This window comes from Streptomyces sp. NPDC058401 (genome assembly GCF_042722885.1).
GTDB lineage: Bacteria > Actinomycetota > Actinomycetes > Streptomycetales > Streptomycetaceae > Streptomyces.
The window spans coordinates 1-25,412 of sequence record NZ_JBHXKA010000116.1 but is presented as its reverse complement, the minus strand read 5'-3'; the positions used below and the strand labels follow the sequence as shown (position 1 = coordinate 25,412).

23 protein-coding genes and 4 pseudogenes are annotated in these 25,412 nt (G+C 72.7%); 10 read left to right on the top strand and 17 right to left on the bottom strand.

The genetic code is table 11. The annotated features are described in order from the left end of the window. The first annotated feature begins 335 nt into the window (after positions 1-335). Positions 336-797, top strand: a complete 462-nt coding sequence (locus tag ACFWNV_RS31145; RefSeq protein ID WP_383953509.1) for a type II toxin-antitoxin system PemK/MazF family toxin — start codon at positions 336-338, stop codon at positions 795-797. Positions 798-878: 81 nt separating this feature from the next. Here the strand turns inward: ACFWNV_RS31145 and ACFWNV_RS31140 are convergent, their stop codons facing one another. Further along, positions 879-1,541 carry a hypothetical protein gene (locus ACFWNV_RS31140; RefSeq protein ID WP_383953507.1) on the bottom strand — a complete coding sequence of 221 codons (663 nt, stop codon included), beginning with the start codon at positions 1,539-1,541 and terminating at the stop codon, positions 879-881. A gap of 62 nt (positions 1,542-1,603) precedes the next feature. Next, positions 1,604-2,440, bottom strand: a complete 837-nt coding sequence (locus ACFWNV_RS31135; protein WP_383953505.1) for a TIGR02452 family protein — start codon at positions 2,438-2,440, stop codon at positions 1,604-1,606. A 72-nt stretch (positions 2,441-2,512) separates the two neighbouring features. Between ACFWNV_RS31135 and egtA the strand changes: the two genes are divergently transcribed. The 4 genes from egtA to egtD are packed head-to-tail and all read left to right on the top strand — an operon-like array spanning position 2,513 to position 7,144. Next, positions 2,513-3,880, top strand: a complete 1,368-nt coding sequence (egtA, locus tag ACFWNV_RS31130; protein WP_383953503.1) for an ergothioneine biosynthesis glutamate--cysteine ligase EgtA — start codon at positions 2,513-2,515, stop codon at positions 3,878-3,880. Continuing rightward, positions 3,877-5,223, top strand: coding sequence for an ergothioneine biosynthesis protein EgtB (egtB, locus tag ACFWNV_RS31125; RefSeq protein ID WP_383953501.1), 1,347 nt, complete (start codon positions 3,877-3,879; stop codon positions 5,221-5,223). The genes egtA and egtB overlap by 4 nt, the downstream gene beginning before the upstream one ends. After that, positions 5,223-6,092, top strand: a complete 870-nt coding sequence (gene egtC / locus ACFWNV_RS31120; protein WP_383953499.1) for an ergothioneine biosynthesis protein EgtC — start codon at positions 5,223-5,225, stop codon at positions 6,090-6,092. Before egtB ends, egtC begins: the two co-directional genes overlap by 1 nt. Further along, positions 6,089-7,144: an L-histidine N(alpha)-methyltransferase gene (egtD, locus tag ACFWNV_RS31115; RefSeq protein ID WP_383953497.1), complete on the top strand. Its 1,056-nt coding sequence runs from the start codon at positions 6,089-6,091 to the stop codon at positions 7,142-7,144. The genes egtC and egtD overlap by 4 nt, the downstream gene beginning before the upstream one ends. A 233-nt stretch (positions 7,145-7,377) precedes the next feature. On the opposite strand, the pseudogene ACFWNV_RS31110 reads toward egtD, so the two are convergent. The 3 genes and pseudogenes from ACFWNV_RS31110 to ACFWNV_RS31100 form a co-directional block, all read right to left on the bottom strand. Further along, a pseudogene (locus tag ACFWNV_RS31110) lies at positions 7,378-7,971 on the bottom strand (lysophospholipid acyltransferase family protein); the annotation flags it as partial. Next, positions 7,968-8,789 carry a GNAT family N-acetyltransferase gene (locus ACFWNV_RS31105; protein WP_383953495.1) on the bottom strand — a complete coding sequence of 274 codons (822 nt, stop codon included), beginning with the start codon at positions 8,787-8,789 and terminating at the stop codon, positions 7,968-7,970. The gene ACFWNV_RS31105 and the pseudogene ACFWNV_RS31110, both read right to left, overlap by 4 nt. Positions 8,790-8,930: 141 nt before the next feature. After that, positions 8,931-10,190: an extracellular solute-binding protein gene (locus ACFWNV_RS31100; protein WP_383953513.1), complete on the bottom strand. Its 1,260-nt coding sequence runs from the start codon at positions 10,188-10,190 to the stop codon at positions 8,931-8,933. A 167-nt stretch (positions 10,191-10,357) separates the two neighbouring features. Here ACFWNV_RS31100 and ACFWNV_RS31095 point away from each other — a divergent pair, with 167 nt between their 5' ends. Next, entirely contained in the window at positions 10,358-10,576 is a 219-nt protein-coding gene (locus tag ACFWNV_RS31095) for a dodecin (RefSeq protein ID WP_383953493.1), read from the top strand. A gap of 156 nt (positions 10,577-10,732) precedes the next feature. On the opposite strand, the gene ACFWNV_RS31090 is transcribed toward ACFWNV_RS31095, so the two are convergent. After that, the gene (locus ACFWNV_RS31090; protein WP_383953491.1) at positions 10,733-11,227 is read right to left on the bottom strand and encodes a hypothetical protein; all 495 of its coding nucleotides are present in this window, start codon (positions 11,225-11,227) and stop codon (positions 10,733-10,735) included. 63 nt (positions 11,228-11,290) lie between these two features. Between ACFWNV_RS31090 and ACFWNV_RS31085 the strand changes: the two genes are divergently transcribed. Together ACFWNV_RS31085 and ACFWNV_RS31080 are read left to right on the top strand one after the other, a co-directional pair. Then, the gene (locus ACFWNV_RS31085) at positions 11,291-12,307 is read left to right on the top strand and encodes an LLM class flavin-dependent oxidoreductase (protein ID WP_383953489.1); all 1,017 of its coding nucleotides are present in this window, start codon (positions 11,291-11,293) and stop codon (positions 12,305-12,307) included. Between the two features lie 10 nt (positions 12,308-12,317). Further along, positions 12,318-14,729, top strand: a complete 2,412-nt coding sequence (locus ACFWNV_RS31080) for an ABC transporter (protein WP_383953487.1) — start codon at positions 12,318-12,320, stop codon at positions 14,727-14,729. A 42-nt stretch (positions 14,730-14,771) separates the two neighbouring features. On the opposite strand, the gene ACFWNV_RS31075 is transcribed toward ACFWNV_RS31080, so the two are convergent. From ACFWNV_RS31075 to ACFWNV_RS31050, 6 genes are all read right to left on the bottom strand, one after another. Continuing rightward, a complete protein-coding gene (locus ACFWNV_RS31075) occupies positions 14,772-15,143 on the bottom strand; it encodes a cupin domain-containing protein (protein WP_383953485.1) in 372 nt (123 codons plus the stop codon). Positions 15,144-15,244: 101 nt separating this feature from the next. Beyond that, entirely contained in the window at positions 15,245-15,901 is a 657-nt protein-coding gene (locus ACFWNV_RS31070; RefSeq protein ID WP_383953483.1) for a hypothetical protein, read from the bottom strand. A 36-nt stretch (positions 15,902-15,937) separates the two neighbouring features. After that, positions 15,938-17,806, bottom strand: a complete 1,869-nt coding sequence (locus ACFWNV_RS31065; protein WP_383953481.1) for a stealth family protein — start codon at positions 17,804-17,806, stop codon at positions 15,938-15,940. 142 nt (positions 17,807-17,948) lie between these two features. After that, entirely contained in the window at positions 17,949-18,695 is a 747-nt protein-coding gene (locus ACFWNV_RS31060) for a succinate dehydrogenase/fumarate reductase iron-sulfur subunit (RefSeq protein WP_383953479.1), read from the bottom strand. Next, a complete protein-coding gene (locus tag ACFWNV_RS31055) occupies positions 18,692-20,644 on the bottom strand; it encodes a fumarate reductase/succinate dehydrogenase flavoprotein subunit (RefSeq protein ID WP_383953477.1) in 1,953 nt (650 codons plus the stop codon). The genes ACFWNV_RS31060 and ACFWNV_RS31055 overlap by 4 nt, the downstream gene beginning before the upstream one ends. Before the next feature lies 1 nt (position 20,645). After that, positions 20,646-21,350, bottom strand: a complete 705-nt coding sequence (locus ACFWNV_RS31050; protein WP_383953475.1) for a succinate dehydrogenase cytochrome b subunit — start codon at positions 21,348-21,350, stop codon at positions 20,646-20,648. Between the two features lie 94 nt (positions 21,351-21,444). Here ACFWNV_RS31050 and ACFWNV_RS31045 point away from each other — a divergent pair, with 94 nt between their 5' ends. Beyond that, the gene (locus ACFWNV_RS31045; RefSeq protein ID WP_266961908.1) at positions 21,445-22,323 is read left to right on the top strand and encodes a LysR family transcriptional regulator; all 879 of its coding nucleotides are present in this window, start codon (positions 21,445-21,447) and stop codon (positions 22,321-22,323) included. 47 nt (positions 22,324-22,370) lie between these two features. Here the strand turns inward: ACFWNV_RS31045 and ACFWNV_RS31040 are convergent. The 5 genes and pseudogenes from ACFWNV_RS31040 to ACFWNV_RS31020 form a co-directional block, all read right to left on the bottom strand. Next, a pseudogene (locus ACFWNV_RS31040) lies at positions 22,371-22,622 on the bottom strand (transcriptional regulator); the annotation flags it as partial. 24 nt (positions 22,623-22,646) lie between these two features. Further along, a pseudogene (locus ACFWNV_RS31035) lies at positions 22,647-22,743 on the bottom strand (transcriptional regulator); the annotation flags it as partial. A gap of 234 nt (positions 22,744-22,977) precedes the next feature. After that, entirely contained in the window at positions 22,978-23,259 is a 282-nt protein-coding gene (locus ACFWNV_RS31030; protein WP_383953511.1) for an SDR family oxidoreductase, read from the bottom strand. Beyond that, positions 23,255-23,326, bottom strand: a pseudogene (locus ACFWNV_RS31025) (hypothetical protein); the annotation flags it as partial. The pseudogene ACFWNV_RS31025 and the gene ACFWNV_RS31030, both read right to left, overlap by 5 nt. A 180-nt stretch (positions 23,327-23,506) precedes the next feature. Further along, on the bottom strand, positions 23,507-24,154 hold the full coding sequence (locus ACFWNV_RS31020; protein ID WP_383953472.1) for a TetR/AcrR family transcriptional regulator: 648 nt from the start codon (positions 24,152-24,154) through the stop codon (positions 23,507-23,509). A 165-nt stretch (positions 24,155-24,319) separates the two neighbouring features. Here ACFWNV_RS31020 and ACFWNV_RS31015 point away from each other — a divergent pair, with 165 nt between their 5' ends. Then, the gene (locus ACFWNV_RS31015) at positions 24,320-25,390 is read left to right on the top strand and encodes an FAD-dependent monooxygenase (RefSeq protein WP_383953470.1); all 1,071 of its coding nucleotides are present in this window, start codon (positions 24,320-24,322) and stop codon (positions 25,388-25,390) included. The last annotated feature ends 22 nt before the right edge of the window (positions 25,391-25,412 follow it).

The window sequence follows — 25,412 nt, the reverse complement described above, 5'->3', positions numbered from 1 at the left end:
GCTAGGTGGAGATGTCGCAATCCACACCGAACCCGGAGGCCCTCACCCATTTCAAGAACCCAGCACGCGTGTCACCAACGTCTCGGGACAACACATCTAGGCCGTCTCTTTCGGATCTTGCCGGGCCCGCGACGCCTGGCACCGCACCTGGCCGCACTACCGAGGCGACCACGTACGCCCAGTACGCGAACACCCCGGCAGCACGCCCAGGTGCGGTGCCAGACGCCGCGGGCTCGGCCGACAAGATCCGAAAGAGACGACCTAGGCGCCGACCCCCGGAGACCCGCCGGGGCAGGCACCCCCCGCGCATCCCGTCACCCGGTAACCTCGCCCGAATGACGGCACTTTCCCACCACAGCAATGGTCACGTCGAGCAACCGGGGCGCGACGGGGTCACCGCGACCGCCGAGGCCGATCCGCACGCCATCGGCCCGGTGCAGACCTCGTACGCCCCCGATCGCGACGGGGATCCCGATCCCGGCGAGATCGTGTGGACCTGGGTTCCCTTCGAGGAGAACGACGGGCGCGGCAAGGACCGGCCGGTGCTGGTCGTCGCCCGCGAAACGGGCGGCACGCTGCTGGCCGTGCAGCTGTCGAGCAAGCGGCACGACCACGACCGGGAGTGGGTCCCCATCGGGACCGGCCCCTGGGACAGCGCGGGCCGGGAGTCCTGGGTCGACGTGGACCGGGTGCTGCGCGTCCACGAGGACGGCATGCGGCGCGAGGCGTGCGCATTGGACCGGGGCCGCTTCCAGCTCGTCGTGGACCGACTCCGCGAGCGGTACGGCTGGCGCTAGGCCGGGGCCGTGCCGAGGCGTGACGGGCAGACGGCCGCGCCTCGGCATCGCCCGCCGCTCGCCCGCCGCTCGCCCGCCGCCCTACCGTTCGGGGGCGCCGTCCTCACCGTCCACCTCGTAGATCCGTCGCTGAAGCCGCTCCTCGGCCCAGTCCAGCCCGACGCCCAGGTCGAACCAGTGCCGGTCGCTGCGGAGTTCGGGCGGGAGGAGGTTCACCGCCGCCCAGGAGAACACTCCCAGGAGGAGGGAACGGCCGTGCTGCGCTGTGCGCACGGACAACGCGAACGGCGCGGCGAGTGCCGCGCGGCTGACCAGCACGATGTGTTCCTTCTCAGGATGCCGGGGCCCACCCGTGAGAAAGCGGGGCGTTTCGAGGATCTTGACCCATTCGAGCACCGCGTCCCCCACCTGGGCGCGCAAGGTCTCTTCGATTCCCTGCCGGACGGCGGCCGCGGGATCGTCGCCGAGCCAGCCGAGCCAGTGGTCGGGGTCGGTGAGCCCGGTGAAGTCGTCCTGTGGCACCCCGTGACGGGGGTTCCCCTGGTATTCACCTGTCAGTTTCCCGCTGCCGTCCACCAGCCACACGCCGCGGATCGCCTCGGGGGGCACGTAGCCGTTCGGATCGTCGATGTACGTCCGGTCGATCTCGGCGACGCGCCCACCGGGATTCTCCGCAGCCGCGGCCACCAACGCCGGCTCGGTCGGTATGCCCTTGCGTCGTCTTCGCGAGCCGAAGCCCTTCATGTCCCACCCCCACCGTCGTCCACCCGGTCGACGGCCATGGTGCCGCATCGGTCAGGTCCTCGTCAGGTCCTCATCAGGTCCGCCAGCACCCGCTCGAACGTCTCCCGCGTCTCCGGTTTCCGGTCGAGCACGCCGAACACCACCCGTTCGAACACGCCGGCGAACCGCCCCGCGAGCAGTCCGCGGAAGGCCTCCGCCACCTGGGCGGGGTCGTTCTGGAAGACCCCGCACCCCCAGGCCCCCAGGACCAGCCCCCGGTACCCGTGCAGCGCGGCCACCTCCAGGACCAGCTCGGCGCGGCGCGCGAGGGCGGCGGGGATCTCCGGCTCGCGGTCCGGTTCCTGGCGGCGGACGGTGCCCGCGTTCGGGGCCGGTGAGGTGAGGAATCCGGCCCGGAAGGGGGTGTCCAGCAGATCGCCCCGGTCGTCGCGGAAGACGGGCACCCCGGGCGAGTGAATCACCCGGTCGGTGTAGAAGGTGCTGACCTCGGCGCGGTGGATCTCGTAGTACTCCGGGGCCTCCAGGAGGGTCTCGTACAGCGCCGAAGCGCGGCAGAGGGCCTCCTCCTGCGCCTTGGCCCCGCGGACGTAGCCGCCCCCGGGATTCCGGGCCGAAGCGAAGTTCAGGACGGCCACCGAAACGGTCCCGGGGTGTTCCGCGGCGAGCCTGCGGGCGGCGACCGTGCTGCTCTCGCCGGTGACCTCGACTGCGGTCCGGCGGGCGTCGCGCCCGTCCGGGTCGCCTGGAATGACACGGTTTGGTCCGTATATTCTGGTTCCTGCCTTGGCCTCCGCCACGGCGGCGGCAACCGATACCTGCCGTCCCGACCGCGTCCGGTAGCCGCCGGCCGCAACGATCTCCGCATTCTCCCGCGCGATCTCGCGCAATCTGCCGCTCATGCAGTGATCTTCGGCGCACCGGCACGGCGCCCGCAATGGATTTGTGCCCCAAAGGACGGGTAGGCACGGGTGATGTCACAGCCGACGACAGGAGACGAGGGCCCCGTCATGCCCCAGGACTCACTCACCCGACTGACCGAAGCCACCGCCGAGGAGCTGATCCACGGCATCTGCTTCAAGACCGGCCCGCCCCGCCTGCTGGGCGCGGAGCTCGAATGGCTGGTGTTCGACGCCGAACGGCCCGGCCGGCCCGTTTCCCACGACCGCCTGGCCGCCGCGCACGACGCGGCACGCGCCCTCCCCCTCGGTTCCGGCGTCACCGTCGAGCCCGGCGGGCAGCTGGAGCTCAGCTCGCCCCCCGCCTCCTCCCTGACCGGCTGCGTCGACGGCCTCCAGGCCGATCTGACCGCCGTCCGGGGCGCCCTGCGCGACCAGGGACTGGTGCTGCGCGGACTCGGCCAGGACCCGCGCCGGCCGCTGCGCAGGATGCTGGCCAGCCCGCGGTACGAGGCCATGGAGACCTACTTCGACCGCACCGGGCCGGCCGGGCGCGCCATGATGCGCGCCTCGGCCTCCGTCCAGGTCAACGTGGACGCCGGTCACGAGGAGCCCGGCCCGCTGGGCCACGGCAGGCGCTGGCGCCTCGCCCACCTGCTCGGTGCGGTGCTGGTCGCCGCCTTCGCCAACTCCCCCGCGCACGAAGGCCCGTACGCCGGCTGGCGGTGCGCCCGCCAGGGGATCTGGAGCGATATCGACACCCGGCGCTCCCTCGCCCCGCCGCTGGAGGCGGAGCCGCGCGGTGCGTGGACCCGGCAGGCGCTGGACACCGAGGTGATGTGCGTGCGGACGGACGAGGAGGGCGTGCCCTGGACGGTGCCGCGCGGGCTGACCTTCCGCGACTGGCTGCGCTCCGGGGGCGGCCCCCGTCCGCCGACCGCCGCCGACCTGGAATACCACCTGACCACCCTGTTCCCGCCGGTGCGGCCCCGGGGCCATCTGGAGCTGCGGATGATCGACGCCCAGCCCGGCGAGGACGGCTGGCTGGTCCCGGTGGCCGTCGTGCACGCACTGTTCGACGACCCGGAGGCCGCGGAGACCGCGTACCGGGTGGCGAAGGGGCTGGCCGACACCTACGGCGCCCGGCCCGCGCCGCGCAATCCGCTGTGGCGGTCCGCCGCCCGCGACGCACTGTCCGATCCCGAGCTGCGGTCCGCGGCCCGCGCCTGCTTCCGGGCCGCGCTCTCGGCACTGCCGCGGCTGGGAGCCTCCGGCCATGTCGTGGACGCGGTAGGCGAGTTCACCGATCGCTACGCGTCCCGCGGCCGCTCCCCGGCCGACGACCGGACCGAACCACTGCAGACGGAGGCGCACCCGCAGCCGTCGACGCGCCCGCACCCGCGATCCCGACCGCAGCCGGCCGGCGAGGAGGCACGCTCATGACCGCCGAACCGGAGCTCCTGCGCGAGCGGGCCGCCGCCGCCCTGACCCGGGCGCGCGCCCGTACGGCCGGACTCACCGATGCCGTCAGCGAGGCCGAACTGACCGCCCAGCACTCCCCCTTGATGTCCCCGCTGGTCTGGGACCTGGCGCACATCGGGAACATGGAGGAGCTCTGGCTGCTGCGGAACGTCGCCGGCCGCGAGTCCCTGCACCCCGAGATAGACCCGCTCTACGATGCGTTCGAGCATCCCCGTGCGGAACGGCCGAAGCTGCCGCTGCTGAGCCCGGACGAGGCCCGCCGGTACGCCGCCGAAGTGCGCGGCCGGGTCTTCGACCTCCTCGACCGCACCCCCCTGGAGGGCACGGCCCTGCTGGACGGCGGCTACGTCTTCGGGATGATCGCCCAGCACGAACAGCAGCACGACGAGACGATGCTGATCACCCATCAGCTGCGCCAGGGTGCGCCCGTGCTGGCGGCTCCCGACCCGGATCCTCCGCAGGGACCGCCGCCGGCAGCGGCCGAAGTCCTCATACCCGCGGGCCCGTTCACGATGGGCACCTCCGCGGAGCCCTGGTCGCTGGACAACGAGCGGCCCGCGCACGAGCGCGAGGTCGAGGCGTTCTGGATCGACACCGTTCCGGTGACCAATGCCGCGTACCAGGAGTTCATGGCGGACGGCGGTTACCACGAGGAGCGGTGGTGGGAGGCGCCCGGCTGGTCGGAGATCCGCCGGCACGGGATCGAGGCCCCGCTGTTCTGGCACCGCGAGGGCGGCACCTGGCTGCGCCGCCGCTTCGGGGTCACCGAACCGGTGCCCGGGGACGAGCCGGTGCTGCACGTGAGCTGGTACGAGGCCGACGCGTACGCCCGCTGGGCGGGGCGGCGGCTGCCCACCGAGGCGGAGTGGGAGAAGGCCGCCCGCCACGACCCGGCGGCCGGGCGTTCCACCCGCTACCCGTGGGGCGACGCGGACCCCACGCCCGCCCACGCCAATCTCGGCCAGCGCCACCTGCGGCCGGCCCGGGCGGGCGCCTATCCGGCCGGGGCCTCCCCGCTCGGGGTGCGCCAGCTCATCGGCGACGTGTGGGAGTGGACGGCTTCGGACTTCCTCCCCTATCCCGGCTTCCGGGCGTTCCCCTACCGCGAGTACTCCGAGGTGTTCTTCGGCCCCGAGCACAAGGTGCTGCGCGGCGGTTCCTTCGCCGTGGACGCCGTGGCCTGCCGGGGCACCTTCCGCAACTGGGACCTCCCGGTGCGCCGGCAGATCTTCTCCGGGTTCCGGACCGCGCGCGGCGCCGCCCCCGCGGGCTCCCCCGCCAGTTCCCCCGCCGGGCAGGCCTGATGTGCCGTCACCTCGCCTACCTCGGGGCGCCCGTGAGCCTCGGCCGGGTGCTGAGCGAGCCCGAGCACTCGCTGGTCAGGCAGTCGTGGGAGCCGCGCCGCCAGCGTTCCGGCACGGTCAACGCCGACGGCTTCGGCGTCGGCTGGTACGCGGAGGGGGACCCGGTGCCCGCCCGGTACCGCCGGGCCGGGCCGATCTGGGGCGACCTGACCTTCGGCGACCTGGCCCGGGTGGTCCGCAGCGGTGCCGTACTGGCCGCCGTACGGGACGCCACGCGCCCCGGTGCGGACGGGGAGGCGGCGGCCGCGCCGTTCGCCGAGGGCCACTGGCTGTTCAGCCACAACGGCTCGGTGCGGGACTGGCCGGACGCCGCGGCCCCCGTCGCCGCGTCCCTGCCGCCCCAGGAACTGCTGTCGCTGGCCGCCCGTACGGATTCGGCGCTGATCTGGGCGCTGGTCCTGCACCGGCTGCGGAGGGACCCGGACCTGGGTGCGGCGCTGGCCGGAACGGTTCGGGAACTGGCCGGGGCCGCGCCCGGATCCCGGCTGAACCTGCTGCTGACCGACGGCGGGGCCGTCGCGGCGACGGCCTGGGGGGATTCCCTGTGGTACCTGGCCGACGCCGCGGCGCAGCGCACGGTGGTGGCCTCGGAGCCCTACGACGACGATCCGCGCTGGTGCGAGGTCCCCGACCGGACCCTGCTGACCGCCACGCGCACCCGGGTCGAACTCACCTCCCTGAAGGAGCCCGCCGCCGGCGCCCCGCGCACACCCCGCGCCCCTCACGCACTGTTCGCACCGCACACGCCGCACACACCGCCCACACCGCACGCACCGCACGCACCGCAGCAAGGAGACGAAGGCCAGTGAACGACTTCCAGCTGACGCGCACCCTCGACGAGCACACCGCCGAGACGGCGCTGCGCACGGATGTGCACGACGGGCTGACCCGGTCCCCCAAGTCGCTGCCGCCCAAGTGGTTCTACGATGCCCGGGGCAGTGAACTCTTCGAGGAGATCACCCGGTTGCCCGAGTACTACCCGACGCGTGCCGAGCGGGAGATCCTGCTCGAACGGGCCCGGGAGATCGCCTCGGTGAGCGGGGCCCGCACCTTGGTGGAGCTGGGTTCCGGCTCCTCGGAGAAGACCCGGCACCTGATCGAGGCGCTGCCCGCGCTGGACACGTACGTACCGGTGGACGTGAGCGAGAGCGCGCTGACCGGGGCGGCGAAGGTCCTGCTGGAGGAGCATCCGGGGCTGCGCGTGCACGCGTTGCTGGCCGACTTCACGCGCGCGCTGCAACTGCCGGACTCCCCCGGACCCCGGCTGGTGGTGTTCCTGGGCGGCACGATCGGGAACCTGCTGCCGCCGGAGCGGGCCGTGTTCCTGGCGGACGTACGGGCGATGCTGTCGCCCGGGGACGCGCTGCTGATGGGGACGGACCTGGTGAAGGACCCGGCCGTCCTGGTGTCGGCGTACGACGACGCGCAGGGGGTCACGGCCGAGTTCAACAGGAACGTGCTGTCCGTGGTGAACCGGGAGTTGGGCGCGGATTTCCACACCGCCGACTTCGCGCACGTGGCGGTGTGGAACCGGGAGCACGAATGGATCGAGATGCGGCTGCGGGCCCGCAGGCCCTTGGTGGTGAAGGTCCGGGCGCTGGATCTGGAGGTGCCCTTCGAGGCGGGTGAGGAGATCCTGACGGAGATCTCGGCGAAGTTCCGTCAGGAGGGAATCCGTAAGGAACTGGCCGCGGCGGGGCTTGAGTTGACCCATTGGTGGACGGACGCCGGGGGCCGCTTCGCCCTGTCGCTGTCGGTGGCCGACGGCATCGGCACCGACGGCTGGGCGGGCACGCCGGACAGCAGCAGCGGCGGCGCCGGCCGGGACACGGGTACCGGTTCGCCGAGCACGGCGGCCTGAGCCGCGGCCGCGAGGTCCCGCCGGTGCGCGTACCGGCCCGGCGGGATCCGCGGCAGCAGCCGGACCTCGGCGCGCACCCCGCGGGCCCGCGCGATCCGCCACAGGGAGGCGGTCAGCGGATCGTCCCCGACGAAGGCGGGCGCCCCGGCCGGGCCGCCGCCGTCGAGCAGGTAGCTGATCCGTACGGGCTGTACGGGTACGCGCGCGTCCAGCGCGGCCTGGAACGCGGCCCGGCGGAACGGCCCTTGGGCGCGCCCGCACCAGGTGGAGCCCTCGGGGTACACGGTGACGCGGTCGCCGTCGAGCAGGGCCCGGGTGAGGAGGCCGACGGTGGCGGGCAGGCTGCGCAGCCGGTCGCGTTCGATGTAGAGGGTGCCGGCCTGCCGGGAGAGCGGTCCGAGCACCGGCCAGCTGCGGATGTCGCTCTTGGCCAGCATCCGGGAGGGCAGGACGGCGGCGACGAGCGGGATGTCGAGCCAGGAGATGTGGTTGGCGACGATCAGCCGGCCGCGGCCGGGCCCGATTCCGGGGCCGAGCCCCGACCCGGACCCGGACCCGGACCCGGACCCGGGCCCTGCGCCGGGCGTCCCGTGCACGGTGATCCGCAGGCCGAAGGCGCCCAGCAGAGCCGCGGCCCAGGCCCGTACCAGCACGTGCCGGGCCCGCTCCGGCAGCAGCCGCAGCGGCGGGGCTCCCAGGATTCCGAGCAGGACCACGCCGATGGCGGCGGCGAGCCGCAGGACCGCGAACGGCACGCTCGCGGTGCGCCCCTCGTGGCCGGCGCAGTCCGCGGGGGTACAGGGCGAGGTCGGGAGCCAGGTGCTCATGAGGCCGGGGCGAGCGACAGGAAGTGCTTGAGGTAGCGCGGGTTGGTGCGCCGCAGGGAGAGCAGGACGTACAGGTCGGCGCAGCCGAACTCGGCGTCCAGGGCGGCCTCGCCGCAGACCCAGGCGCCGAGGCGGAGGTAGCCGCGCAGCAGCGGGGGCAGTTCCGTCCGGCTCGGGAAGGCGATGCCCTCGGGGTTCCAGGGGAGGTGCGGGGTGACCCGGTACTCGACGGGGGCGAGGCTGCGGGTGAGGACGTTCTCCCGGGTGGCGGCGGCCAGCACCCCGCCGTCGGAGAGCGGTACGGAGCAGCAGCCGGCGAGCCAGTTGTGCCCGGAGCGGTCCATGTAGCGGGCGAGGCCCGCCCAGATCAGGGCGATGACGGCGCCGTTGCGGTGGTCGGGGTGGACGCAGGAGCGGCCGACCTCGACCAGGTCGGGGCGGATGGGGGCGAGCGCGGAGAGGTCGAACTCGCCTTCCGAGTAGAGGCGCCCGGCCATGGCGGCGCGTTCGGGGGGCAGCAGCCGGTAGGTGCCGACGACCTGCTCGGTCTCCTCGTCCACGACGAGGAGGTGGTCGCAGTAGGCGTCGAAGGCATCGGAGTCCAGGCCCGGCTCCGGGCCGTCGAGACGGGCGCCGAGCTCTCCGGCGAAGACCTGGTGGCGCAGCCGCTGTGCGGCGCGGACCTCGTTCTCGTCGCGGGCGATGCGGACGGCGTAGCGGGGTGCGGGGGTGTCGGTGTCCGCCGGGCGCCGGGCGGGCGCGGGAGCGGGGAGGAGGGCGGGGGTCACGGCGGACGGGGACAGGGGGGCGATGGTCATGACGGCTCCTGGTCCGGCACGGGAAGCCAGGCCGGCGGGTGTGTGGCCTGGCTTCTTTACTTCTTCCGTGACCGGCTGGATTCGACATGGCCGCTTCGCGGCCCTTGGATGTGCGGACGCTGAACTTGGCGGGCGCCTTGATCAGCGGTCGGAGCTGAGGACCTTGCTCATGGTGTCGGAGGCCGCCTTCGCCGCCTGCTCGGGGTCCTGGCCGGTGAGCACGGCCGTCATGAACGGCTTGATCGGGTTCTTGGCCTCCACCTCGGCCCAGCGCGGGGACTGCGGGGTGGCGCGCCCCTGGGCGGCGCCGGGGGCCATCGCGGCGGCGCCGTCGTTGCCCGCGACCACGTGCGCGAGGGTGGACTTGTTGGGTACGTAGCTCATCGTGCGGGCGAGTTCGGTCTGCCACTTCTCGCTGACCAGGGCCGTGATCACGTCGACGGCGTGCTTACGCTGCTTCGTCTTCTCGGGGATGATCAGGTCCGAGCCGCCGGTGAAGACCGAGCCCACCTTCTCGGCGGTCTTGCCGGGGATCGGGAAGAAGCCGAGCTTGCCCTTGAGGTCCGGGTTCGCGGCCTCGATGGCGGCGGCCTGGCCGGGCGTGGCGATGATCTGGGCGATCCCGCCGCGGGCGAAGACGTCGGACTGCGGGGGCGTCTCCTCGTCGGCCTCCTTAGGGCCGTCGCCGAGGGCCTGGAGCTGCTTGTAGAACTCCATTCCGGCCAGGGCCTTCGGCTCGTCGAGGGTGCCGATCCACTGGCCGCTGCTCTCGACGGCGAGCTCGCCGCCCTCGTCCCAGATGAACCCGGCGAGGACGTACCAGTTCTGCCCGGCGAGGTAGATACCCTGCTGGGGGCCCTTGTCGAGCTTCTGCGTGGCCTGGATCCACTCCTGGCGGGTCTTGAGCGGAGCCTTCACCCCGGCGTCCGCGAAGAGGTCCTTGTTGTAGATCACCACGCGGTTGGCGGCGTACCACGGGACGCCGAACTGGGCGCCGTTGACCTTGCCGGGCTCGGACAGACCCTTCAGCCAGTCCTTGCCGTCCCATTCGCGCAGGGCTTCCAGGGTGAGTTCGGAGACGCCGCCGCCCTCGACGTACTGCGCGACCTGGGTGTTGCCGACCTCGATGACGTCGGCTCCGTCCTCGCTCTTGCCGGACAGGACGGCGTTGACCTTGTCCCCGATGCCCGTCCACTCCTGGATCTTCACTTCGAGGTCCACGCCCGGGTGTTCCTTCTCGAAGCTGGTGGTGAACTGGCCTATGAACTCTTCGGAGGCGCTGCCCTTCATCAGCCAGAGCGTCACCTTCTGCGTACCTCCGCCCGACCCGGCGAGGCTGCAGCCGGTGAGGGCGGTCGCGGCCGCGAGAGCGGTGGACACGGCAAGGAAGCGCATCTTCACGAAGGTCACCTTCTGGGGATTGGATCGCAGATGGCTTGAAATTGGCATAGACCAATGGGTGGGTCAAGGGGGTATCGCTATGGATTCTTCACGCAAAGTTCGCGGACCAGGACTTACTGGGGCACCGTAGAACAAGGCAACAGCCACCCAGTGTCCGGGAGACCCCCATGTCCAATCACACGTACCGGGTGACCGAGATCGTGGGCACGTCCCACGAGGGCATCGACCAGGCCATCCGCAACGGCGTCGCCCGCGCGGGCGAGACCCTGCACAACCTCGACTGGCTCGAAGTGGTCCAGATCAGAGGACACATCGAAAACGGCGAGATCGCGCACTATCAGGTGGGCATCAAGGTCGGTTTCCGGCTCGACGACGGCGAGGCCTGAAGGCCGGTTTCCGCGACCTCTTCCGGCGGGCCGGGTCGGCGCGGACGGGCGGGCGGGCGAGCCGTCCGGGCGGGCCGAGGAGCCCGGCCCGCCCGAGCGGACCCCGGGGCGCCCTCCGCAGGGCGTTCCGGCCGCCCTCAGGTGCGGCCCTCGCCCTCAGGTGCGGCCCTCGCCCTCCTGCGCGTCCTTGAGCTCCGGCGCGTCCGCCGCCCAGTCCGCCAGGACCACCCGGAAGCCCTCCGCGCGCGCCGCCCGGCACACCAGCTCGTCGTCGTCCACCAGCATCCGCACCTCGCGGCCCCGCGAGATCCGCCGGAGGACCTCCAGCTTGGTCGTCCGGGCGGGCCGCCGGTCCTGGTTCCCGCGCATCCACAGCCGCCCCTCGGGCAGCCCGTTGCGGGCGAGCCAGTCCTCCGTGTCCGCCCGGCAGCGCTCCGGGCGGCCGGTGAGGTACGTGACCTCGCAGTCGGCCGCGCTCTCCACCGCGAGCGCGATCCCGCGGGCGAGGGGCGGATCGGCCGGGGCCGCGCCGAAGAAGCCGCTCCAGTCGCGCGGCCGGCGCTCCAGGAAGTGCTGGCGGTGGGCCGTGTCGGCCAGGGTGTTGTCGATGTCGAAGACGGCCAGGGGCCTTCGGTTCTGAGTCTCGGTCACCCCGCCAGCCTAAGCATCCTCACCCCCGGGGAATCCTGACGCCCTCCGCGCGTTGAACCAGGTGTGATCCGCACACTCTCGATACTCGACCGGTCCCGCACCCGCGAGGGGCACCCCGCCTCCGAGGCCCTGCGCGACACCGTGGAGCTGGCGCGCACCGCCGAGCGGCTCGGGTACCGGAGGTTCTGGGTCTCCGAGCACCACAGCGTGCCCGGGGTCGCCGGATCCGCGCCCACGGTGCTCGCCGCCGCCGTGGCCGGGGCGACCTCCCGGATCCGCGTCGGCACGGGCGGGGTGATGCTGCCCAACCACCAGCCCCTGGTCGTCGCCGAGCAGTTCGGGGTCCTGGAGTCGCTGTTCCCCGGCCGGATCGACATGGGCCTCGGCCGCTCCGTCGGCTTCACCGGCGGGATCCGCCGCGCGCTCGGGCGGGACACCGCCGACGCCGACCGGTTCGAGGAACAGCTCGCGGAGCTCCTGGGCTGGATCGACGGCTCCCAGGGGGCGTACCCCGATGTGCACGCCCGCCCGGCGGAGGGGATGCGGATCCCGGCGTACGTGCTGGCCACCGGCGAGGGGGCGGGCATCGCGGCCCGCGCCGGGCTGCCCCTGGTCGTGGGGGACCTGCGGGCCCGGGCCCGGGTCGCGGAGATCGTCACGGCCTACCGCGAGGAGTTCCGGCCCTCCGCCCGGGGCTCCCGGCCGTACGTCGTGGCCTCCGGGACGGTCGCCGTGGCCGCCACCACCGAGGCCGCCCGGCGGATCCTGGTGCCGGAGGCCTGGGCCGTCGCGTACTCGCGGACCCGGGGCAGCTTCCCGCCGCTCCGTCCGGCCGAGGAGATCGAGGCCCTCCCCATGAGCGCCAAGGAGCGGGAGCTGTACGAGGGCGCCCTCGCGGGACACATCCACGGCACGGAGGAGCAGGTCGCGGCGGAGCTGTCCGAGGTCGCGGAGCTGACCGGGGCGGACGAGCTGCTGGTCACCACGTCCACGTACGACCGGACGGCGCTCCTGGACTCCTTCGGGCGGCTCGCCCGGCTCGCCGGCCTCACGGAGCACCCGGACGGGCACGCACACTAAACTAGGACGAATGCGCCAGCCCGCCGCCCCGCACGCCCTCGATCCCTACGTCCGCGTCCGCGGCGCCCGGGAGCACAATCTGCGCGGGGTCGACGTGGACATTCCGCGTGACGCGCTGACCGTGTTCACCGGGGTCTCCGGCTCCGGGAAGAGCTCGCTGGCCTTCGGCACGCTCTTCGCCGAGGCCCAGCGCAGGTACTTCGAGTCCGTGGCCCCGTACGCCCGCCGGCTGATCCACCAGATCGGCGCGCCGAAGGTCGACTCCGTCACCGGGCTCCCGCCCGCCGTCTCGCTGGAGCAGCGGCGTTCCTCCCCCGGGTCCCGGTCCTCGGTCGGGACCGTGACCACCCTGTCCAACTCGCTGCGGATGCTGTACTCACGGGCCGGCTCCTACCCGCCGGGCGCCGAGCGCCTGGACTCCGACTCCTTCTCCCCCAACACAGCCGCCGGGGCCTGTCCTTCCTGTCACGGCCTCGGGCGGGTGCACCGCACCAGCGAGGAACTGCTGGTACCCGAAGCGGGGCTGTCGATCCGTCAGGGTGCCATCGCGGCCTGGCCCGGCGCCTGGCAGGGCAAGAACCTGCGCGACATCCTGGAGGCCCTCGGCCACGACGTGGACGCGCCCTGGCGGGAGCTGCCGGCGGCGGACCGCGAGTGGATCCTGTTCACCGAGGAGCAGCCGGTGGTGACGGTGCATCCGGTGCGGGAGGCCGACCGGATCCAACGCCCGTACCAGGGCACGTACATGAGCGCCCACCGGTACGTGATGCGGACCTTCGCCGACAGCAAGAGCCTCACCCTGCGGGCCCGCGCCGAGAAGTTCCTCACCCATGCGCCGTGCCCGGTGTGCGGGGGCAGGCGGCTGCGCCCGGAGGCCCTGGCCGTGACCTTCGCGGGCCGCACCATCGCCGAGCTGGCGGCGCTGGCGCTGACGGAGCTGGACGGGGTACTGGCCACCGCGCACGGCGGCGGCGAAGCGTCCCGGGTCCTCACCGAGGACCTGCGCTCCCGGATCGGCCCGGTCACCGAGCTGGGGCTGGGCTACCTGAGCCTGGACCGCGCCGCCCCGACCCTGTCGGCTGGCGAGCTGCAACGGCTGCGGCTGGCCACGCAGTTGCGTTCGGGACTGTTCGGGGTGGTCTACGTGCTGGACGAGCCGTCGGCGGGGCTGCACCCGGCCGACACGGAGGCGCTGCTCGGCGTCCTGGACCGGCTCAAGGAGGCCGGGAACACGGTGTTCGTGGTGGAGCACGACCTGGCCGTGGTGCGGCACGCGGACTGGCTGGTGGACGTCGGCCCGCTCGCCGGGGAGCACGGCGGCAGGGTGCTGCACAGCGGCCCCCCGGAGGCCCTGGCGGCGGTGGCGGACTCGGCGACGGCCCCGTACCTGTTCGGGGCCCGGCGGCCCGACGAGTGGCGCTCGGGGGCCGCACGGAAGGCGACCGGGAGCATCCGGCTCCGCGGTGTCGACCGGCACAACTTGCGTGATCTGGAAGCGGAGTTCCCGCTCGGGGTGTTCACGGCGGTGACCGGGGTGTCGGGATCCGGGAAGTCCACGCTGGTGGGCCAGGTCCTCGCGCGGGAGGTCCACGAGCGGCTGGCGGAGCCGGAGTTCCCCGTGCGGCGGCTGGTGGAGGTGGACCAGAAGCCGATCGGCCGGACCCCGCGCTCCAACCTGGCCACGTACACCGGGCTGTTCGACGTGGTGCGCCGGCTCTTCACGGCGGCGCCGGAATCGAAGGCGCGGGGCTGGAAGGCGGGCCGTTTCTCCTTCAACGTGCCGGGCGGGCGGTGCGAGTCCTGCCAGGGCGAGGGCTTCGTCTCGGTGGAGCTGCTGTTCCTGCCCAGTACCTACGCCCCGTGCCCGGAGTGCGCGGGTGCCCGGTACAACTCCGAGACCCTGGAGGTCCGTTACGCGGGACTGACCATCGCGGAGGTGCTCGACCTGACGGTGGAGTCGGCGGCTTCCTTCTTCGCCGGGGTCCCGGCGGCGGCCCGCAGCCTCGGCGCGCTGTCGGACATCGGCCTGGGGTACCTGCGGCTCGGGCAGCCCGCCACGGAGCTGTCGGGCGGCGAGGCGCAGCGCATCAAACTGGCGACGGAGCTCCAGCGCGTGCGCCGCGACCACACCCTGTACCTGCTGGACGAGCCGACGACGGGGCTCCATCCGGCTGATGTCACGGTGCTGCTGCGGCAGTTGCACGGCCTGGTGGACGCCGGACACTCGGTGGTGGTCGTGGAGCACGACATGGCGGTGGTCGCGGGCGCCGACTGGGTCATCGATCTGGGGCCGGGCGGCGGCGCGGACGGCGGCCGGGTGGTGGCCGCGGGCACACCGGCCGAGGTGGCCCGCGCCACGGGCAGCCGTACGGCGTCCTATCTGGCGCAGGCCCTCGCGCAGGCCCTCGCGTCGGGCCGGTAGCCGTCGGGGCCGGTGATCGGCAGCTGCCGGCAAGACGGCAGGTCAGGCGTCCGCGGGCTTGGCGAAGTCTCCGTAGCCCTGCCAGTCGAGGACGACGCACGGGTCGTCGCCGAGCACCCAGGCGTCGTGGCCGGGATCGATCTGGATGAAGTCCCCGGGTCGCGCCTCGATGCTGTCACCGTCGTCCATGACGACCTTCATCCGGCCGCTGACGATGTAGCCCACGTGGGCGGCCTGGCAACTGTCGGTTCCCGCAATGGGCTTGATGTGCTGCGACCACTGCCATCCGGGCTCGAACACGGCCCGGCCGACCGGCCCGCCGGCGGTGTCGAGCAGATCGAGTCTGCCCTTGCCGTCCTCGAACCGTCGTGTCTCGTCAGCGGAATCGAAGCCCCTTCGGACGATTCCCGTCATGATCGTCGACCTCCCGGCGCACCACGGCCCCGAGTCCACTTCTCAGCGTACGCCCGTACCGGCCGGTCACCGCGGTGTCCCGGCACGGCCCGGCACCTCCGCTACGCGTCCCCGTGGAGCAGGTGCTGCGGAAGTTCGCGGAAGGTCCAGATGCCCTGTCTGCGGGTGAGCGTCCACACGAGGTCGTAGCGGTCGGGCCAGGCGGCCGGCAGCCCCAGCACGTTCTGCGCTCCGAGGCTCCGGATCAGCCGGGGCATCCCCTGGTGCTCCCAGCAGACCAGGACGGGCATCCGCGCCGCCAGCACCGCCCCGGCCAGGGCGGGCTCGGCTCCGACGGCGAACTCGGCGCGGACGGGCGTACCCAGGGCGGTGGCGAGCGTCTCCACGGTCTGGCGGCACCGCGCGGGCGCCCCCGGCTTGCCGCCGGCCGCGAAGACGGCCCCGGGCCGGGGCAGGACGGCACCCTTGGCCGGCGGGAAGAGGGCGGGCAGCTCCTGGGCGCGGCGCAGGCCCCGGACGGCGAGGGAGCCGGGGGTCTCGTTGCCCTCGTCGTCCTCGCCGGTGTCCCCGGCGTACGGCTTCTCCGCGTGCCGGATCAGCATGACCAGCGCGTCCTTGGCGGCCTCGGGGCCGGGGCGCGGCGTCGGGGGCCGCTGCTCCCCGGCGCAGCCGGCCACCGTCAGCGGGGCGAGGGCGGCGGCCAGCACGGTGCGGCGGCGCGGGCCGGATCCGGCGGGGGTGGGAGGGCCTTGAGACATGCGCCCACTGTCACCCACGCCCGGGAGGGCGGCGGGTCACGGCGCGACGGGAGCCGCTCCGATCATCCGATCGGCGGACCCGTCGTGGTCGTGCGCGGAAGGATCGGGGACGTTCCCGGCGGGCCGGCCCTTCGCGGCGGCCCGGCCCGCGGCCTCGTGCGGCGAGGCGACGGGGAAGTAGGCCTCCAGGAAGGCCCTGAGCTCGCGGTGCTGCTCCTCGGGAGACACCTCGGTGCCCGAGTCGTCGGCGAGGCAGAAGGCATCGGTGCCCCGGTCGCGCAGCAGGCCGCCCAGCCGCTTGAGCTCCTTGGTCCCGGCGGTGGACACGTACGCGGTGGCCAGGTCGCCTTCCACCGCGCGCCCCTGGGCGAGTGCCAGATGCAGGGCGAGGGTGACGGGGGCGAGGTCGGTGGCGCTGCGGAAGACGGACCGGCTGGTCGCGTCGAGCCCGCCGGGCAGTGCCTCTTCGAGCCGGGCGTAGAGGGAGCGGCTCTGCGCGTACGGGGCGTGCGCGAGGATGCGCGGGTACGTGCGTCCCGCGAGCGCTTCCACGGTGCGGCGGGTGGCCCGCTGCGAGGTGGTGTAGACGTCGTCGTGGCTGTCCGGGGAGCTGGGCGGGACGGCCCGGGTGTCGTGGAAGACCTTCGGCAGACCGGACGGCAGGAAGTAGTTCTGCGGGCGCTGGGGGCGGCCGAGGAAGATGTCGTCGTTGAAGTAGAGGTAGTGCTCGGCGAGGCCCGGTATGCGGTGCAGCTGGGTTTCGATGGCGTGCGAGTTGAAGACGGGCAGGGCGCCGGGGTCGGCGAACAGCTCCCGGTGGTGGACCACGGTGAGACCGGGGTGCTCCGCGGCCAGCCAGTCCGGGACCTGGTCGTCGGTGACGAGGAAGACCCGGCGGATCCAGGGTGCGTAGGCCGCGATCGAGCGCAGGCAGGAGCGCAGCTCGCCGCGGTCGCGGAAGCGGTGGTCCCCGCTGTCGGCGGTGTCGGCGTCGGAGGTGTCGGCGTCGGGGGTGTCGGCACCGGCGGGGCTGTCGGTCTCCACGGACTCGACGGTCTCCACCGACTCGCCGGTCACGTCGGCCGCGGCCGCCCGGTCCCGGCGGCGGCGCCACTGCGGGTCCGAGCCGTCCACCCAGGTGATCACGGCGTCGATGGGGAAGTCGATGTCCTCGGGGAAACGGCGGTCGAGGGCCGTCAGGACCGGGTACTCACGGTCGCCGATGCGCCGGTGGGCGGTGGCCGCCATCGAGGGCACCCACCAGCCGAAGGGGGTCTCCCGGAGGGAGGCGACCCCGCCGGGGCCGTTGGCCGGCTTCCAGAACTCCAGCTCACAGCCCTGTTCGGGGCCCATGTGGAGGGTGTACCCGGAGGTGACCACGGGGATGTAGAGCCGGATCCCCGCGACGACCGCGCCGGGCGTCTCGGCCTCCGCCGCGGCGACGGCCTCGGGCAGTTCCTCGGCGAGGGCGGTGCCGAGCGCGGTGCGGGGGCCGAGGAGGTCGGCGTAGACGGGCCGGCCGGCGAAGCCCTTCGCGCAGGCGGCGAGCACGTCGGCGCGGGTGCCGGGGGCGAGCGCCACCCGGTGGACCAGTTCCCCGTCGGGGACCAGGCCGTAGGGCATCGATGCCGCTTCCAGGACCTCGGCGACCTCGCGGAGGTTCAGCTCGGCGAGTTGGGCGGGGAGCAGGTCGTCCCGTACGACGGCCAGCCGGCCCCCGCGTTCGACGATGCTGCCGGATTCGTTCGCCTGCGCCAGGATCTCCCGTTCGCGGACGGTCCGCCGGGCCTCCCGCGCCTGTGCCGGGGTCCGGGACCCGCGTCCGCGCTCCGCGCCTTTCGGCTGCGACGACGACGCGGTCCGCTGGAACGGCATCCAGCTCAGATGCCGACGGATGCCGCTCATGATCACCTCAGGGCTCGTGGACGCAGAAATCGGCCCCACGGTGCACGGCGGCCCCCGGTGGCCGAAACTCACCTTACGGGTCGGTGTCCGAAAGGTGAACAGGATCTTCCCCCCGTGACCTCATTCTTATGAAATCCACAGGTCAGCGGGGGCCCCGACGAACGGCCCGCAGCCACTCCTTGTTCATGGCGGCGATCGACGGGAGCGGGATCCCCTTGGGGCAGGCGGTGGCGCACTCGCCGGTCAGGGTGCACCCGCCGAAGCCCTCGGCGTCCATCGTGGCGACCATGTCCAGGACCCGGGTCTCGCGCTCCGGCGACCCCTGCGGGAGCACGTTCAGGTGGTTGACCTTCGCGGAGGTGAAGAGCATCGCGGAGCCGTTGGGGCAGGCCGCCACGCAGGCCCCGCAGCCGATGCACTCGGCGTGCTCGAAGGCGTAGTCGGCGTCGGGCTTGGGCACGGCCGTGGCGTGCGCCTCGGGAGCGGAACCGGTCGGGGCGGTGATGTAGCCGCCGGCCTGGATGACCCGGTCGAGCGCCCCGCGGTCGACGACGAGGTCCTTCACGACGGGGAAGGCCGAGGCGCGCCAGGGTTCGACGTCGATGGTGTCGCCGTCGGTGAAGGAGCGCATGTGGAGCTGGCAGGTCGTGGTGCGCTCAGGACCGTGGGCGTCGCCGTTGATGACGAGGCTGCACGCGCCGCAGATGCCCTCGCGGCAGTCGTGGTCGAAGGCGACGGGGTCCTCTCCGCTCAGGATGAGGTCCTCGTTGAGGGTGTCGAGCATTTCGAGGAAGGACATGCCCTCCGAGATGCCGTCGACCTCGTACGAGGCCATCGCGCCGGGTTCGGCGGCGTTCTTCTGGCGCCAGACGCGCAGGGTGAGCTTCATGCGTAGCTCCGCTGGGTGGGGTGGACGTACTCGAAGACGAGGTCTTCCTTGTGCAGGACGGGCGCGGCGCCGGTTCCGGTGTACTGCCAGGCGGCCGCGTACCCGAACTCCTCGTCCCGGCGGGCGGCTTCGCCGTCCGGGGTCTGGGACTCCTCGCGGAAGTGGCCGCCGCAGGATTCGGCGCGGTGGAGGGCGTCGAGGCACATCAGCTCGGCGAGCTCCAGGTAGTCGACGATGCGGTTGGCCTTCTCCAGCGACTGGTTGAACTCCTCGCCGCTGCCCGGCACCTTGATCCGCTGCCAGAATTCCTCGCGGATCTCGGGGATCCGGGCGAGGGCCTTGCGCAGGCCCTCCTCGGTCCGGGCCATCCCGCAGTACTCCCACATCAGTTCGCCGATCTCCCGGTGGAAGGAGTCGGGCGTGCGGTCGCCGTCGACGGCGAGCAGCTTGGCGAGGCAGTCGCGGGTCTCGCGGACGGCGGCCGCGGCCTCGGGGTGGGTGTCGTCGACGGTGTCCAGGTGCGGGTTGCGGGCCAGGTAGTCGTTGATGGTGGAGGGGAGCACGAAGTAGCCGTCGCCGAGGCCCTGCATGAGGGCGGAGGCGCCGAGGCGGTTGGCGCCGTGGTCGGAGAAGTTGGCCTCGCCGATCGCGAACAGGCCGGGGACGGTGGTCTGGAGGTCGTAGTCGACCCACAGTCCGCCCATCGTGTAGTGCACGGCGGGATAGATCCGCATGGGGACCTCGTACGGGTTCTCCGCGGTGATCCGCTCGTACATGTCGAAGAGGTTGCCGTACTTCTCGGCGACCTTCTCCTTGCCCATGCGGCGGATGGCGTCGGCGAAGTCGAGGTAGACCCCCTGGCCGCCGGGGCCCACGCCGCGGCCCTCGTCGCAGACGTTCTTGGCCGCGCGGGAGGCGATGTCGCGGGGCACGAGGTTGCCGAAGGAGGGGTAGATCCGCTCCAGGTAGTAGTCGCGTTCCGCTTCCGGGATGTCGGCGGCGGGGCGGGTGTCGCCCTCGGCCTTGGGGACCCAGATGCGGCCGTCGTTGCGCAGGGACTCGCTCATCAGCGTGAGCTTGGACTGGTGGTCGCCGGTGCGCGGGATGCAGGTGGGGTGGATCTGGGTGAAGCAGGGGTTCGCGAAGTAGGCGCCGCGCCGGTGGGCCCGCCAGACGGCGGTCGCGTTGGAGTTCATGGCGTTGGTGGAGAGGTAGAAGACGTTGCCGTAGCCGCCGCTCGCGAGGACGACGGCGTCCGCGTAGTGGGTCTCGATCCTGCCGGTGACCAGGTCGCGGGCGACGATCCCGCGGGCCACGCCGTCGACGGTGATCAGGTCGAGCATCTCGGTGCGGGCGTGCATCTCGACGTTGCCGGCGGCGATCTGCCGCGAGAGCGCCTGGTAGGCGCCGAGGAGGAGCTGCTGTCCGGTCTGTCCGCGGGCGTAGAAGGTGCGGGAGACCTGGACGCCGCCGAAGGAGCGGGTGTCGAGGAGGCCGCCGTACTCGCGGGCGAAGGGAACGCCTTGGGCCACGCACTGGTCGATGATCTCGACGGAGATCTGGGCGAGGCGGTGGACGTTGGACTCGCGGGCGCGGAAGTCGCCGCCCTTGACGGTGTCGTAGAAGAGGCGGTGCACGGAGTCGCCGTCGTTGCGGTAGTTCTTGGCCGCGTTGATGCCGCCCTGCGCGGCGATGGAGTGGGCACGGCGCGGGGAGTCGGAGAAGCAGAACTGGACGACGTGGTAGCCCTGTTCGGCCAGGGTGGCACCGGCGGCGCCACCGGCCAGGCCGGTGCCGACCACGATGACGGTGTGCCCGCGCCGGTTGGCCGGGTTGACCAGCTTGGCCTCGAAGCGGCGGCGGTCCCAGCGCTCGGCGATGGGGCCCTCGGGGGCCTTGGCGTCGGCGATCGGATCACCGGTGGTGTAGTCGGCGTAGTCGTTGCTCATGTCAGCTCACCACTCCGGTCATGACGGCGACGGGTACGGACACGAAGCCCGCGAAGAGGACGAGGGCGAGGGCGTTGGCGAGGAACTTCAGGGTCCTGTCCCGCCGGGCGTTGCCCGCGCCCAGGGTCTGGGCGGCGCTCCAGAAGCCGTGGCGGACGTGCAGTCCGAGGGCGGCCATCGCCACGAGGTAGATGGTGTTTCCGTACCAGGTGGAGAAGGTGGCGAGGACGTTCTCGTACGGGTGCCCGGCCCAGGCCCGCTCGTTCACGGTGAGCGTGGTGAGGTCGAGCAGGTGCCACACGATGAAGAGGGCGAGGATGATTCCGCCCCAGCGCATGGTGCGGGTGGCGTAGCTCGCGCGGCGGCGCTTGTGGGCGTACTTCACCGGGCGCGCCTTGATGTCGCGGCGGCTCAGCTGGTACGCGCAGACCCCGTGCGCGACGACGGCCGCGAGCAGGGCCACCCGGACGATCCACAGGGCCCACTCGTGGTGCAGGAAGGGCGATCCGAGGGTGCGGAGCCAGTGGGCGTAGCCGTTGAACTCCTCCGCACCGAAGAAGATCTTGAGGTTGCCGAGCATGTGCACGACGAGGTAGCCGAGCATGATCAGGCCGGAGACGGCCATCACGGACTTCTTGCCGACGGAGGAGTCCCAGAGCGTGCGCGTGGTGGACGGCCGTCGATCCGTCCGCGTTGCCAGAGCCATGACATTGACCGTAAGGACGAAGGTCCCGAAAGGTCCAAGACATGACGGAGCTGAAGTCGATAGGTGCAGCCTATGCAGGCGCTAACCTGGGGGGATGCAGTTCCAGCAGCTGGTCTACTTCGTCGCCGTCGCCGAGACCCGGCACTTCACGCGCGCCGCCGAACGCGAGCACGTGGCCCAGCCCTCCCTGTCGCAGCAGATCAAGGCGCTCGAACGGGAGCTGGGCGCCGAACTCTTCAGCCGGGCCCGCGGAAACATCACCCTCACCGACGCCGGCGAGACCCTGCTGCCGCTGGCCCGCCGGATCCTCGCGGACGCGGACACGGCGCGGCTGGAGGTGCAGGAGCTGGCGCAGCTGCGGCGCGGCCGGATCCGGCTGGGGGCCACCCCGAGCCTGTGCACCGGCCTGCTGCCGGGCGTGCTCCGCGCCTTCCACACCGCCCATCCGGGGATCGAGCTGCTGATCGAGGAGAGCGGTTCGCTGGACCTCGTACGGGAGCTCGCGCGCGGCTCCCTGGACCTCGCGCTCATCGCCCTGCCGCTGCCCCCTTCGGCGCCGGCGCTGACCACGGTGGAGCTGCTGACCGAGGACCTGGTGGTGGTCTCGTCGGCGGCCCTGCCGCCTCCGGCGGGCGGCGGTTCGCTCACGGTGTCCGCGCTGCGCGACGAACCGATGGTCATGTTCCGGCACGGCTACGACCTGCGGGACCTGACGGTGGCGGCCTGCCGGGCGGAGGGCTTCGAGCCGGTGTTCACGGTGGAGGGCGGGGAGATGGACGCGGTACTGGGCTTCGTCCGCGCGGGGCTCGGCATCGCGGTGGTTCCGGCGATGGTGGTCGACCACGCCGGGTCCGGCCTGCGCGCCACGCCCCTGGCGGGCTCCCCCCTGCGCCGCACGATCGCCCTGGCCCACCGCACGGACGTGGCGCCACCGCGCGCGGCCCGCGAACTGAAGCGCATCCTGCTGGGCTGAGGCACCGCGGCCGACCGCGATCCGCTCGGCAACGGAGGCACGGAGGGTCAGCGCACGCGGTCGCCGTCCGGCAGGGGGGAGGGAGCCTCGGTGGCCCAGGCCAGGAGCATCCGCAGGGCGTCGTGCGACGGGCCGCCCGGCTCGGCGGCATAGGTGATCAAGGCCTGATCGGGGTCGTCCGTGGCGCGCAGGGTCTCGTAGGCCAGTTCCAGGTCGCCGACCACCGGATCGTGGAACCGCTTGGTTCCCGAGGTCTTGTCCTGTACCGGATGCTCGGCCCACCAGCGACGGAAGTCCTCGCATCGCCGCGTAGTCGCCGAAGAGGGCGGCCGCCGCCGTGTTCCAGGCCAGTACGTCCATGCGCCGGCCCATCACCATCGCCGGCATGTCCACCAGATCGTCCAGCAGCCGCTGCAGCATGGGGCGCACGCCTTGCGGCCCGGCCTCGCGCCGGGGAAGGGGCCGCGCGGCCGGGCGAGGCGGTGCAGGTGCCGCGTGGCATCCGCGTCCAGCCGCAGTGCGCGGGCCAGGGCGTCGAGCACCGCGCCCGAGGGGTTGGCTACGCGGCCCTGTTCCATCCGGGTGTAGTACCAGGGCCATGCAGAACCAGGCGGGACCAGGCGGGACCAGGCGGCCGCCCCGCGGCGCCCGCCGTCAGGAGGCGGGGATCGCGGTCACCAGGCCTCCGTCGACGGCGATGTCCTGGGCGGTGATGTACGAGGACCGCGGTGAGAGGAGGAAGGCCACGGTCTCCGCGATGTCCCGGGCCCGGCCGAGCCGTCCCAGCGGCACCTGGGAGCGGATCGCATCGTGTGAGGCGGGGTCCGGGTTGGCGGCGTCGAACATCTCGGTGACGATGTAGCCCGGGCTGATCGAGTTGGGCCCCCTGGCCGGACGCGTGGTCCAGCTGTTCGGCCGCGCGGTCGGGGCGGGCATCGTCACGGCAGGTGATGACGATGTGGGCGCCGGCTTCCAGGAGCAGGCGCGCGGTGGCCGGGCCCATTCCGCTGGTTCCGCCGGTGATCAGGAAGACACGGTCGCGGAAGCCGGTCACATCACTGTTGCTGTCGGTCATGGCCTCAGCTTCGCCACCAGCCTTCGGGCCGACCAGGCCGCGATCAACCGGGGTTTCCCGGACCCCCCTTCCCGGACCGGGGCAGTTCGCCGGCGGCCCGGCAGGGCGTCATCGCTCCCGGCGGGCGGGCAGTGCCCGGTCGAGGCCGCCGGACAGGAGGGCGAAGGCGCGCTCCGCGTCGGCCACGGCCGCGGGGTGGGCCTCGTCGGCGCTCCGGCCGGCGTCGATGCGGCGCCAGTTCCCCCGGCCGAGCTCCTGACGGGCCGCCACCAGGTAGCCGGCCGCCAGGCGGGCGGTGAGCGGGTCGACGGCTTCGGCTTCGAGAACGGCCCCGAGCAGTTCCACCTCGCGGGCGGTGTAGTGGGCCAGCCGGGACTGCAGGCTGGCAGTGCCGTAGAGCAGCCGCTCGAAGGCGAGCACGTTCGGGTGGTCGCAGAGCCCGGTGATCGGATCCCGCTCGGCGAGCGCCGCCAGGAAGTGGGCGCGCACGGCCGCCACCGGGGTCTGCCCGGCAGCACGGTCGCGCACGATGCGCGCCGCCTCGTCCTGGTGGTCGGCGAAGCGGTCGAGGACCAGGTCCTCCTTGCTCGGGAAGTAGCGGAACAGCGTGGGCTTGGAGACCTCGGCGGCGGCCGCGACATCGGCCACGGAAACCGCGTCGAAGCCCCGCTCCAGGAAGAGTTCCAGCGCCGTGGCCGCCAGCTGCTGTCGCGTCCGGAGCTTCTTGCTCTCGCGCAGACCCTTCGTGTTCTCCATGCCTCCACCCTAACACGAATGAGTGACCTAGTTAGTTTTGTAACCGGGTTGCATTTTCTGTCGGGAGCCGCTTTCCTTGAGATACCGAAAACGAGGGGACGTCTCATGACGAACGCAGTGAATGTGGATGCGGATGTGGATCGGGATGTGGATGTGGATCGGGATGTGGATGTGGATGTGCTGATCGCGGGCTCCGGCCCGACCGGCCTCACGCTCGCCTGCGATCTGGCCCGCCGCGGCATCGCGGTGCGGATCGTCGAAGGCCGCCGGGGACCGCACCGCGAGTCCCGGGGCAAGGGCCTCTGGCCGAAAAGCCTCGCCATCTTCGAGGAGCTCGGCGTGGCCGACTCCGTGAGGGACAAGGGGCACGAAGGCGTGGTGCTGCGCAAGTACTTCGACGGGGAGCTCGTCAAGGACACCGCCGTGGATACGGGGCTGCTCATCGGGCAGTGGCAGGTGGAGGAGAGCCTGCGCGACCGGCTGGCCGGGCTGGGCGTACGGGTCGAGTACGGGGCACGGCTCGCCGGAATCACCCAGGACGCGGACGGCGTCCGCGCACTGCTGGAGGACGGCACCGTGATCCGGGCCGGCTACCTGGCGGGGTGCGACGGCGGGCACAGCACCACCCGCAAACTCCTCTCGATCCCCTTCGAAGGCAGTGGCGAGAAGGAACCGGCGATGGTCATCGGGGATGTCGGTGCGCCCGGGCTCAGCCGGGAGTTCTGGCACCAGTGGTTCACCTCGGACGGAGGCGGGATCCTGCTCTGCCCGATGCCGGGGACGGACGCGTTCCAGCTGCAGGCCGCTCCCGAGACGGACGAGCGGGGCGAGACGCTGCCGCCCTCGCTGGAGAGCTTCCAGCGGATCTTCGACCGGCACGCCCGGATGCCGGGGATACGGCTGACGGAGCCCACCTGGCTCTCCTCCTGGCGGGTCAACGTCCGCATGGCCACCCGGATACGCGAGGGCCGCGCCTTCCTCGCCGGGGACGCGGCACACGTCCACCCCATAGCCGGCGGGCTGGGCATGAACACCGGCATCCAGGACGCCGCCGCCCTCGGCCGGACGCTGGGAGCCGTCCTCTCCGGGGCGGCCGGGGAGGACGCGCTCGACGCGTACCAGGCGGAACGGCTGCCGGTGGCCGCCGAGGTCCTGGCCGACACGGCACGGCGCTACGAGCGGGTGCTGGCGGCCGTCCGCGAACCGGGCCGGGGTACGGAGGCGGGCCTGGAGTGACCCCGACCGGCCCGGGTAGTCC